This is a genomic window from Rhodococcus sp. PD04 (assembly GCF_035918275.1).
In the GTDB taxonomy this organism is placed as follows: Bacteria; Actinomycetota; Actinomycetes; order Mycobacteriales; family Mycobacteriaceae; genus Rhodococcus; species Rhodococcus rhodochrous.
The window spans coordinates 4092979-4103947 of sequence record NZ_CP142143.1; the positions used below are offsets into that span (position 1 = coordinate 4092979).

Genomic DNA, 10969 nt, shown 5'->3' on the forward strand with positions numbered 1-10969 from the left:
CTCTCGACGGGAGCGTGACGGCCGGGATGTCCTCGGCCGATCACTCCTTCAGTTCCTGCACGAGCGAGTCCACCACCGCGACGAGATCGCCGTCGGTCCGCTCCGCGATCCGGCGCTGACGCTGGTAGGACGCTCCCCGCACCGGGATGTCCGCGACCCGCGCGAGTTCGTCGGCGCAACCGAGCCGCATCGCGGTGGGCATGATCTGCTCGAGCAGGTCGTTCAGGTCGTCGGTGACCAGCCGCTCGGTGCACACCGGGTCGAGGATGACCTCCGCCTCGAGTCCGTAGCGCGCGGCACGCCACTTGTTCTCCTTGACGTGCCACGGCTGCAGCACGGGCAGTTCCTCACCGCGTTCGAGACATTCGTCGAAGTAGACGACGAGCGAATGCACGAAGGCGACGAGGGCGGCCAGTTCGGCACGGTTGGTGATGCCGTCGAACACCCGGACCTCGAGGGTGCCCCATTTCGGCGCCGGCCGGATGTCCCAGTGCATCCCCCCGGGGTGGCTGATGACGCCGGACTTGAGCTGATCGCCGATGAACTCCGCGTACTGCGGCCAGTCGGCGAAATGGTAGGGCAGGCCGGCGGTCGGCAGCTGCTGGAACATCAGCGCGCGGTTGCTCGCGTAGCCCGTGTCGTAGCCCGCCCAGATCGGCGACGAGGCCGACAGCGCGAGCATGTGGGGATACTTCACGAGCATGGCGTTGAGGATCGGGATGATCTTCTCCGCGGAGGAGACCCCCACGTGGACGTGTACTCCCCAGATGAGCATCTGCCGTCCCCACCAGCGGGTGCGGTTGATCATCTCGTCGTAGTCCGGGGACGGGGTGACGGTCTGGTCGGTCCACTGCGCGAACGGGTGGGTGCCGGCGCACATCAGGTCCACGCCGTTCGGGTCGGCGGCACGTCGCAGCAGCGACAGCGACTCGGACAGGTCGTCGACCGCCTCGGCGACGGTGTCGTGCACGCCGGTGACGAGTTCGACGGTGTTGCGCAGGAACTCCTTGGTCAACCGCGGGGTCTCCCCCGCGATCTCCTTCACCCTGTCGAAGACGACCGTCGCGCTGTTCGAGAGATCACGGGTGGTCTTGTCCACCAGAGCGATCTCCCATTCCACGCCGATCGTGGGACGAGGTGATCCCGGAAACTCGACTGCCACGTATCGATCCAACCACAGGGCCCCGCCGACGGATGTCCGTCTGCGGGGCCCTGTGTCGGGAATTACCTGCGAGATCGAGTCTCAGGAGATGCGGTCTCCGGTCACTCGATGACGCCGCACGCGAGGCGCGCGCCGAGGTTGTCCTGGTGCACGACCACCGAGGCGCCGTCCTCACCCTCGAGGTCCTCGAGGCCGAAGGCCGAGGTGGTGACGGTGGCGGTGGCGGTGCCGTCCTCACGGACGACGAGCGAGACCAGGTCGCCGCTCTCCGGAACGGAGGTGTTACCGCCGGCCTGCAGGTGGGCACCGGCGGACAGGAACGCGCCGGGCTCGCCGCCGTCCGGAGCGGTGGACTCGGCCTCGCAACGGCCGAACTCGTGGATGTGGACACCGTGGTAGCCGGGCTCGAGACCCTCGACCTCGACGGTCACCTCGACGTCGCCGCCGTTCTCGGCGAACGACACGGTGCCGGCCGACTCGCCGTCGACCGTGGTGAGCTCCGCGGTGAGCGCAGCAGCAGAGGCGGAGCCACCGGCGTGCGACTCGCTCCCACCCTCGGTGCCGTGGTCGTCGCCGTGGGCCTCGGAAGCGGGCGCGGCGGATCCCGTCCACACCGGCGGAGTCGTCCCCGGCTCGGTGCTCGCCTCCTCGCTGTTCGAGCACGCAGTCAGGCCCACCGCGGCGATCGCGACGATCGGGGCCAGAGCACGCCAGGACATGCGACGGGTGGAACTGGAGACCATCAAACCGCTCCTTCGAAGTGCCGAAAAGTCACCCGATCATAACCGGGCGTCTCCGGCGACCACCCGGTGGCGGACCGACACGGTTCCGGCGCTAACGCGAAGTGACGATGACGATCACTCCGGGGGCGGCGTCGCGGATGCCCTCGAAGCGCGGTTGCGCGGTGACACCGAGCGACTCGGCGACGGCTGTCGCGGTCTGCTGCTCTCCGGGAGACGACCCGTAGAACACCGAGGTCTGCGGGAGCAAGCCCTCGCTGTAGTTGCCCGTTTCACTGATGGTGTACCCCTCGTCCTCGAGGTAGGCCGCGGTCTGCGCGGCGAGGCCCGCGACCTCCGAGTTGTTGAACACGCGCACCGGTGCCGTCGCGGAGGCCGAGGTGTCGGACGCGAACGCGGTTCCGCTCCCCACGGGCATGGAAGGAGCCGAAGACACGGCCGTGGTGGTGGTCGCACCGTCCCCGGCGGCGGACGTGCCACCGTTCGCGGCAGCGGGCGCGGGCGCGGTGGGCACCGCGGCCGAGCGCGTGGACGGTGCGGCCGGCGCGGCAGCGGTCGTCGTCGTGGGTGCCGCCGCGGGAGCGGGTTCGTCGTCGGAATCACCGAGCGAGGCGAAACCGAGACCGGCGAACAGGATGCCCAAGGAGATCAGGACCATCGCGAACGCACGCAGAGGCGGTCCCGAGGGTGCGGGCGCGCGGCTGGGGATCTCGGGGGTTCTGCTCACGACCTCGACCATAGTTGCCCGAGCACACGCAGCGCTGCCGACCGGCCGCGCGTGTCGATATCGCATTATCCGGCCCGACGGCCGCCCGTCTAACGGGTGTCGAAACCGAGCCGGCGGGCCGCGCGGGCCTTCTGACGGCTCGCACGCAACCGCCGCAGCCGCTTGACCAGCATCGGATCGGCGGCGAGCGCCTCGGGACGATCCACCAGAGCATTGAGCACCTGGTAGTAGCGGGTGGCGGAGAGACCGAAGAGTTCCTTGATGGCGTCCTCCTTGGCACCGGCGTACTTCCACCACTGCCGTTCGAACGCCAGGATGTCGAGATCGCGACGGCTCAGGCCGTTCGCCCCGTCGCCGGTGGGCTCCTGCGCGGATGCGCCGTCGCCCTGCGGGGACACGAGATCGGACCGGTCGTTGCCGTGCGCTGCTGCGCCGTCCATTTCCCTCCTCGACTGACTGGATCACACCGTGACGAAGAGTCCCTGCGTCTCGGCGGAAGTCATTCAATCACGGGGTGGGGACACATACCGGTTCGAGAACGCCGCGAGTCGATCCCATTATCCTGTGTCACCATGGCCATTCTTCCGATCGTCATCGTCGGCGACCCCGTCCTGCACAACCCGACCCGGCCGGTGACCGAGTCACCCGCCGAACTCGCTCAGCTGATCGCCGACATGTTCGAGACGATGGACGCGGCCAACGGCGTCGGTCTCGCCGCCAACCAGGTCGGCGTCGACAAGCGACTGTTCGTCTACGACTGCCCCGACCGCGACGAGTCCGGCAAGGTCGTGCGCCGGCGCGGTGTCGTCGTCAATCCGATCCTCGAGACCTCGGAGATCCCCGAGACGATGCCCGACCCGGAGGACGATCTCGAGGGCTGCCTGTCCGTGCCCGGCGAGAACTTCCCCACCGGCCGCGCCGACTGGGCGAAGGTCACCGGTACCGACGAGAACGGTGATCCCGTCGAGATCGAGGGCCACGGATTCTTCGCTCGCATGCTGCAGCACGAGGTCGGGCACCTCGACGGCTTCCTGTACGTCGACGTCCTGATCGGACGCAACGCCCGCGCCGCGAAGAAGACCATCAAGCGCGCCGGATGGGGTGTCCCCGGGCTGACCTGGCTCCCGGGTTCGGTGGAGGACCCGTTCGGCCACGACGACGAGGACGAGTGACGAGGCGACCGACGAACCGTCGATGACGACCGACCGTCCGGCCCCGTCCGTACCCCTCGGCACCCGGGTGGTGCTGCGGTACCGCCTGCCCGCCGGCTACAGCCATCCGATGACCGACGTCATCGGTGAACTCGTCTCCGTCGAACCGGTGGTCGCGGTGCGCACCGCCGACGGTCGCGTCGTCCAGGTGTCCCCCACCTCGGTCGTCGCGCTCAAGCCGATCGCGGCGCGGCCGATCCGCGTCTCGGAGATCCGCGCGCTCGAGCACGCTGCCGCCGCGGGGTGGCCCGGTCTCGAATCTGCCTGGGTGGACGGCTGGCTCGTGCGCGCCGGGCACGGTTTCACCCGGCGCGCCAATTCGGCGACGCCGCTCGGTGAACGTGGCACCGTGGCCGACCCCGCCGATCCGGCCGTGCGCGCCCGGCTCCGTGAATGGTTCGCGGCGCGCGGACTGCCGTTGCGACTGCTGGTGCCCGATCGGCTCGCCCGGATACCGGAGGGATGGCCGACCTCGGAGCCGGTGCTCGTTATGGGCGCCGACCTCGCGAACGTGCCGTTGCCGCCGGAACCCACCCCGGTCACGATCACCGACCGACCGGACGCCGACTGGCTGTCGCTCCACCGCGCCGACGCCGACCCGCGGCTCGCGCAGGACGTGCTCGGCTCGGTGGCCGCGGGTGTCCTCGGGTTCGGCCGCATCGGCGCGCCCGGGCAGGCGCCCCTGGCGATCTGCCGCGCGGCGATCACCGACGCACCGGACGGACGCCGCTGGGTGGGTCTGTCGACCGTGGAGGTCGCGCCCGAGCACCGGCGGCGCGGACTCGGCACACTCGTGTGCGGCGCTCTGCTGCGCTGGGCCCGCGAGCAGGCTGCGACCCACGCATACCTGCAGGTCGAGGAGTCGAATACGGCGGCCCGCGCCCTGTACCGAGAACTCGGCTTCGTCGACCACCACCGCTACCGGTACGCCTCCGAACCCGTCGGATAGGTCGCCTACAGTGGGCGTGTGCGCCTTGCTACCTGGAATGTGAACTCCGTCCGTGCCCGTACCGACCGCATCCTCGACTGGTTGCAGCGAACCGACACGGATGTCCTCGCGATGCAGGAAACCAAGTGCAAGGACGAGCAGTTCCCGTACGAACGCTTCGAGGAACTCGGCTACCGCGTCGCGCACGTCGGGCTGAGTCAGTGGAACGGCGTGGCAATCGCGTCGCGTGTGGGCCTCGACGACGTGCAAATCGGCTTCGAGGACCAGCCCGGTTTCTCGAAGGACCCGGAGGTCGATCCGGCGCTCGAGGCGCGGGCCATCGGCGCGACGTGCGCGGGTGTGCGCGTGTGGAGCCTGTACGTCCCCAACGGCCGCGACCTGAACGACCCGCACTACACCTACAAGCTCGACTGGCTCGCCAAGCTGCGCGCCGACGCGCACGCCTGGGCCACCGCAGCGCCCGAGCAGCCCATCGCGCTGGTCGGCGACTGGAACGTCGCCCCCACCGACGGCGACGTGTGGGATCCGGCCTTCTTCGAGGGCAAGACGCACACCTCGCAGCCCGAGCGCGACGCCTTCCACGCGTTCACCGAGGTCGGCTACACCGACGTCGTCCGTCCGCACGCACCCGGCCCCGGGGTGTACACCTACTGGGACTACACCCAGCTGCGCTTCCCGAAGAAGCAGGGCATGCGGATCGACTTCGTCCTCGGGTCCCCTGCCTTCGCGGCGCGGGTGACGGGCGCCGAGATCGACCGCAACGAGCGCAAGGGCAAGGGCGCGAGCGACCACGCACCGGTCATCGTCGACCTCGACCTCTGAGCGGATTCCGGGCCGGGTGAACCGCCCGCGCAGGCATCAGGCCTTGCGGGCGGGCACCTTGCGTCGCGGCTGCCTGCGCCGGTTCTCCTTGCGCTGGGGGTCGGTGCGCGGAGGTTCGAGAGGCACGACGACGTCGCGGTAGTTCTCGTGCGACGACAGGAACCGCTGCACATAGGTGCACACCGGCCGCACGCGCCAACCTCGTCTGCGCGCGAGATCGAGCGAGCCACCGACGAGAACGGCTGCGAGACCCCGATGGCCGAAATCCTCCACGATCACGGTGTGCATGAAGTCGACGACCGGCGGGTTCGGTGCCGGAACGCGTTCGAAGTCGTAGTACCCCAGGATGCCGACGAGATCGCCGTTGAGGCGCAGTTCGAACCGGTTCTGGTCGGCGTTGTCCGACACGGCGAGGTCCGGCGAACTCGTGTTCATGAGCGCCTCCAATAGGGGTGTTGCGTGATCGAACTGTGACCTATGCCACTATAGAGTACTGCGGTGACCACCGGCAGCAGCGCTGTCGCGTTTCGGAAAGTGCACCCGTCCCAGCGCCGCCCGGCCGTGATCGAACACACCCTCGGTAGGGTGTCCGCGTGGACCTTCTGCCCTTGTCGCCTCGAGGCGAGACCCCGGTTCGAGCCCTCACCATCGCCGGTACCGACTCCGGAGGTGGGGCCGGCATCCAGGCCGATTCCCGCACGATGGCGATGTGCGGTGTGCACGCCTGCGTCGCGGTGGCCGCCGTGACCGTCCAGAACTCCGTCGGCGTCCGCGGGTTCCACGAGATCCCCGCCGAGACCGTGGCCGACCAGGTGCGATGCGTGGTCGAGGACATCGGGGTGTCCGCAGCGAAGACCGGCATGCTCGCCTCCACGCAGATCATCGAGGCCGTCGCGCAGGTGTGCTGCGAGGTGGGCATCGGCCGCGACAAGGAGGTGCCCCTCGTCGTCGATCCGGTCTGCGCCTCGATGCACGGCGATCCGCTGCTGCACTCCGACGCGCTCGACGCGATCCGCGGGGTGCTCATCCCCCTCGCCACCGTCGTCACCCCGAACCTCGACGAGGTACGGCTGATCACGAGCATCGACGTCGTCGACGACGCGTCGGCCCGGCGCGCAGCCGAAGCGCTCCATGCGCTCGGCGCCCGGTGGGTGATCGTCAAGGGCGGTCACCTGCGCAGCTCGGAGAAGAGCACCGACCTGCTGTTCGACGGCGACCGCTTCCTCGAGTTCAGCACGCCGCGGATCGAGACCGGCAACGACCACGGCGGCGGCGACACGCTGGCGGCCGCGATCGCGTCGGCCCTCGCCCACGGCCGGTCGGTGCCCGAGGCCGTCGAGTTCGCGAAGGAATGGATCACGAAGTGCCTCGAGTGGTCCTACGACCTCGGTCACGGCCACGGGCCGGTCAACCCGTTGTGGCGCCTGCACGAGCGCTGACCGCGCCCGTCCTCACTCGGTGAACTCGGCACGCACCTCGGCCCGCTGGTCGCCGGTGGGTACCCCGTCGGGTCCGTCGATCGAATTCGCGTAGACGGCCGTGCCGTAGGCGACGGCGGCGGCCGCCGCGCCGAACGCCTCGCGGTCGATGCCGGCCAGGGTGTCCTCGGGGGTGTGGTAGTTCGGGTCGAAGGGCTGGTCGGCGGTGCCACCCCACAGGTCGGCCTGCTCGGGGGTCTTGACGTCGTCGGCGCCGGTGAACACCCCGCCCGCGGGGATGCCGAAGGCGACGAACGGACCGTAATCGGAGCGACCGTCGAAATCGGTTCCGCCGACTTCGATTCCGCGTTCGTCGAAGAACTGCGCGAAGGTCCGCTCGATACCCGCCGAGCCCTCCGGACCGGGTCCTTCACCGACGGAGTCGGAGTCGTCGCCGTCGAACACGAGATATCCGGCGTTGAGCGAGCCGAGCATGTCGAAGTTCAGGTACAGGGCGATGTCGAGTCGTTCCTCGTCGGACAGCGACTCGACGTATTTCGTCGAGCCGACCAGTCCGACCTCCTCGGCGCCCCAGAACGCGAACCGTACGGCGTTGGTCACGTCCGGTTCGCTGCCGAGTTGCAGCGCGGTCTCGAGGACGGCGGCGACACCGGTTCCGTTGTCGTTGATCCCAGGTCCTTCGGGGACGCTGTCGAGGTGCGCGCCGACGACGACCACGTCATCGGTCGAGCCGGTGCGGGTCTGCGCGATCACGTTGCGCGACTTCCGGTCCTCGGTGCGGGTCTGGAGCGTCACCGTCACGCTGGTCGCAGCGGACAGGCGCTCGGCGTCGGCCCCGGCCACACCCCCGACCGGGATGCGGGGATTCGATTCCGCCCCGAGACCGGCGGCGTCGAGCGGACCGTCCTCGTTGTTGGCGACGAGGAGTGCGGCCGCTCCTCGTTCGGCGGCGACCTGCTCCTTGACGGCGAAGGTGCACACGCCGCGATCGACGATCACCACCGCACCGGCCGCGTCGACACCGTCGTAGTCGGTGGCCTCGCAACCGGGGGTGTCGTCGGGGGCGATACGTACGACACGCGCGGTGAGCCCCTCCGGTCCCGTCGACGGTGACATGCCGAGTGCGCTCACACCCATCGGCTCCCCGTCGACGGTGAGCTGCTCGTTCTCGACGGCGAACAGGGTCGTGTCGAACTCCGGTGTCTGCACGTCGAATCCGGCGTCGCGCAGAGCTCCGGCGACGTAGTCGACGCTCGCGTCGTAACCGGGGGTCCCGAGCGAACGGTTGCCGTCGTTCTCGCCGGCGATCCGTTCGAGTTCCGTCAGGTGCGCCATGACGGCATCGAGTTCCACGGCGTCGGCGAGCACCGCCGGGTCGACCGGCGGCGTCTCCACCTCCGCCTCCGAGCATCCCGCCGTCAGGAGTACACCGGCGGCGATCAGAGCCGCTCCCCGCATGCCGTATCTCGTCTGCGCCCGCGCCATCGACCGAGCGTACAAAAAAGCACTGCGCCGCACGGGGAAACCGTGCGGCGCAGTGTGACGGCGCAGAACCTGCGGCGTGTCGGCGCAGAACGTCAGGCGTCGCGGCGGTTGACCACCACGAGCGAGGCGGCGAACACCACGAACGAGAAGGCCGCGAAGTACACGAGCGATCCCCATGGACCCCAGTGGAATTCGATTCCCTGCCCGATGCCCAGGAAGTTGTTCGCGTTCGCGAACGGCAGGAACGGCTGGATCTCACGGCCCACCGAACCGAACAACGCGAACAACGACTCGAGCAGCAGCGGCCACAGCATCAACAGCGCGATCGTGCCGGCCGACTGCCGCAGCAGCGTGCCCACACCGACCGCGAGGAAGACGCACAGGAACGCGTAGATCGCGGTGCCGTAGACCGCGCGCCACGCCGTCCCACCGCTCAGGACGAGTTCGCGACCTGCGTCCGGCCCCGCCAACGCCTTCGCGAGGTAGAAGGCACCGAACGAGACCGCGAGTGTCAGCACCGCACCCAGCACGCCGATGAGCAGCGCCTTCATCGTCAGGAGCAGGGTGCGGTTCGGGGTGGCCTGGAAGGTCGTGCGGATGACCCCGAAGCGGTACTCGCTGGTGACCGACAGCGCCGCGAGAATCATGAGCACCAGCACGCCGAAACCGGTGACGCCGCTGACCGCGACGTCCACGGTCGGATAGAACCGTCCCAGCTCGTCGTCCATCCCTGCCGACGCACGGGAGACCGACCCGAGGATCGCGGCCAGACCGAGGCCGAGGGCGACGATGACGACGGTACACCACAGCGGTGACTGCACCGACGTGAGCTTGATCCGTTCGGCCCGCAGTGTGTCGAGCGCCGTACTCATCACAGTCCACCCTTCATGACGTCGTCGACTCCGGATCCGTGGTACTCGACCTCGCCACCGGTGAGTTTCATGAACGCTTCCTCGAGCGACGCGTTGCGTCCCGCGAGTTCGTGCAACACGATCGACCGGGTCGCGGCGAGTTCGCCGATCTCCGCCGCCGGAGCGCCCGAGACATGCAGGGCACCGTCGTCCTCCCGCACGGTGTGCCCGCGCTCGGTGAGCGCGGTGCGCAGCTCGTCGAGCTGCGGACTGCGCACGACGACGAACGACTCGGACGCGCGATCGACGAACTCCTTCACCGAGGTGTCGGCGATGAGCCGTCCACGCCCGATGACGATCAGATGTTCGGCGGTCTGCGCCATCTCCGAGAGCAGGTGGCTGGACACGAGCACCGTGCGGCCTTCCGCGGCGAGCGCCTGCATGAACCGCCGGATCCACACGATGCCCTCGGGGTCGAGGCCGTTGACCGGTTCGTCGAACAGCAGCACGCGCGGGTTGCCGAGCAGCGCGGCGGCGAGACCGAGTCGCTGCGACATGCCGAGAGAGAATCCGCCGGCGCGCTTGCCGGCGACCTCCGTCAGCCCCACCTGGCGCAGCACCTCGTCGACGCGTGAGGCGGGCAGACCGTTCGACGCAGCCAGCCAGGCGAGATGCGACCGCGCCGACCGGTTGGGATGCACCCACTTCGCGTCGAGCAGTGCGCCGACGGTGGTGAGCGGCCGTGTCAGCTCGGTGTACGGCTTCCCTTCGATCAGTGCAGTTCCCGAGGTCGGCCGGTCCAGTCCCAGGATCATGCGCATCGTGGTGGACTTCCCCGCCCCGTTGGGGCCGAGGAAGCCGGTGACGATACCGGGACGGACCGTGAACGTCAGGTCGTCGACCGCGGTCGTGGACCCGAAGGTCTTGGTCAAGCCGGTCACTTCGATCATGCGCACCACCCTACGTGCGGCTCCGGCCCGCGCATCCGATCACGCGCCCGGAGCCGCACGCGGTGTGTCAGGGGACGAACACCTCGACGGTGACCGGGATGCTCGGTCGCTCGGTACGCATCGTCAGGGCGACACGGCCCTGCCCGGGGAACACGTGCATGAACAACGGCCGGGTGCTGGTGTGGAAGGCCGGCACGAAGCGGGTCTCCGTGCCGCGGGCGCCGGTGTCGAGATTGTGCCAGTCGAACGCCACGGTGACGTCGCAGTTCAGAACACTCGGTGTCCACTCGCCGAGAAGCGAATAGCCCTGCGTGATCCGCAGTTCGATCCCGTGGGTGGCGCCCGCCACCGAGTAGATCGAGTAGGACTCGTCGAGCGGGCCGTCGAAGGCGGTTCCACCCGCGCGCACGATGCCGGCGCAGATGCCGTCGCCCAGTGTCAGCACGGGAGGCGTGGCCAGCTGCGTCATCTCGCACGTTCTCGGTCCGGTGTTCGACCGGCTCAGCTGGCACGGCTCCTGGGCGCCTGCGACGCCCGGTGCCGTGACAGCGACGGCAACACCCATGAGCCCGGCAGCGGCGGCGGAAAGGATTCGGTGTGCAATTGTCATGCCCGGGGATCGTACCGACCGCA

General features: G+C 69.2%; 13 protein-coding genes. 4 read left to right on the forward strand and 9 right to left on the reverse strand.

The window, feature by feature from the left end; translation table 11 throughout:
• Positions 1–40: 40 nt before the first annotated feature.
• From U9J23_RS18755 to U9J23_RS18770, 4 genes are all read right to left on the reverse strand, one after another.
• Positions 41–1162: a glutamate--cysteine ligase gene (locus U9J23_RS18755; protein ID WP_059384341.1), complete on the reverse strand. Its 1122-nt coding sequence runs from the start codon at positions 1160–1162 to the stop codon at positions 41–43.
• Positions 1163–1263: 101 nt separating this feature from the next.
• Positions 1264–1905 (reverse strand): superoxide dismutase family protein, encoded by a 642-nt coding sequence (locus tag U9J23_RS18760; protein ID WP_059384342.1) that lies wholly within the window; start codon positions 1903–1905, stop codon positions 1264–1266.
• Positions 1906–1996: 91 nt separating this feature from the next.
• Entirely contained in the window at positions 1997–2641 is a 645-nt protein-coding gene (locus U9J23_RS18765; RefSeq protein WP_059384343.1) for a LytR C-terminal domain-containing protein, read from the reverse strand.
• 77 nt (positions 2642–2718) lie between these two features.
• A complete protein-coding gene (locus U9J23_RS18770; protein WP_106201421.1) occupies positions 2719–3069 on the reverse strand; it encodes a DUF3263 domain-containing protein in 351 nt (116 codons plus the stop codon).
• A gap of 132 nt (positions 3070–3201) precedes the next feature.
• Here U9J23_RS18770 and U9J23_RS18775 point away from each other — a divergent pair, with 132 nt between their 5' ends.
• Genes U9J23_RS18775 through U9J23_RS18785 form a run of 3 tightly spaced genes read left to right on the forward strand, consistent with a single transcriptional unit; the run spans position 3202 to position 5611 of the window.
• Positions 3202–3801: a peptide deformylase gene (locus tag U9J23_RS18775; protein ID WP_059384344.1), complete on the forward strand. Its 600-nt coding sequence runs from the start codon at positions 3202–3204 to the stop codon at positions 3799–3801.
• A gap of 22 nt (positions 3802–3823) precedes the next feature.
• Positions 3824–4789 carry an N-acetylglutamate synthase, CG3035 family gene (locus tag U9J23_RS18780; RefSeq protein ID WP_085469698.1) on the forward strand — a complete coding sequence of 322 codons (966 nt, stop codon included), beginning with the start codon at positions 3824–3826 and terminating at the stop codon, positions 4787–4789.
• Between the two features lie 18 nt (positions 4790–4807).
• Complete coding sequence (locus tag U9J23_RS18785) at positions 4808–5611, forward strand: exodeoxyribonuclease III (RefSeq protein ID WP_272268306.1); 804 nt, start codon at positions 4808–4810, stop codon at positions 5609–5611.
• Between the two features lie 36 nt (positions 5612–5647).
• Here U9J23_RS18785 and U9J23_RS18790 read toward each other — a convergent pair whose 3' ends face one another.
• A complete protein-coding gene (locus U9J23_RS18790; RefSeq protein WP_059384347.1) occupies positions 5648–6046 on the reverse strand; it encodes a GNAT family N-acetyltransferase in 399 nt (132 codons plus the stop codon).
• 158 nt (positions 6047–6204) lie between these two features.
• Here U9J23_RS18790 and thiD point away from each other — a divergent pair, with 158 nt between their 5' ends.
• Entirely contained in the window at positions 6205–7050 is an 846-nt protein-coding gene (gene thiD, locus U9J23_RS18795) for a bifunctional hydroxymethylpyrimidine kinase/phosphomethylpyrimidine kinase (RefSeq protein ID WP_059384348.1), read from the forward strand.
• Between the two features lie 12 nt (positions 7051–7062).
• Here thiD and U9J23_RS18800 read toward each other — a convergent pair whose 3' ends face one another.
• From U9J23_RS18800 to U9J23_RS18815, 4 genes are all read right to left on the reverse strand, one after another.
• Entirely contained in the window at positions 7063–8535 is a 1473-nt protein-coding gene (locus U9J23_RS18800; protein WP_272268303.1) for a M20/M25/M40 family metallo-hydrolase, read from the reverse strand.
• Positions 8536–8627: 92 nt separating this feature from the next.
• Positions 8628–9407: an ABC transporter permease gene (locus U9J23_RS18805; RefSeq protein WP_085469700.1), complete on the reverse strand. Its 780-nt coding sequence runs from the start codon at positions 9405–9407 to the stop codon at positions 8628–8630.
• Positions 9407–10336 (reverse strand): ABC transporter ATP-binding protein, encoded by a 930-nt coding sequence (locus tag U9J23_RS18810; protein WP_059384367.1) that lies wholly within the window; start codon positions 10334–10336, stop codon positions 9407–9409. Before U9J23_RS18810 ends, U9J23_RS18805 begins: the two co-directional genes overlap by 1 nt.
• A gap of 67 nt (positions 10337–10403) precedes the next feature.
• Positions 10404–10946 carry a hypothetical protein gene (locus U9J23_RS18815; protein ID WP_226949970.1) on the reverse strand — a complete coding sequence of 181 codons (543 nt, stop codon included), beginning with the start codon at positions 10944–10946 and terminating at the stop codon, positions 10404–10406.
• Positions 10947–10969: the final 23 nt, after the last annotated feature.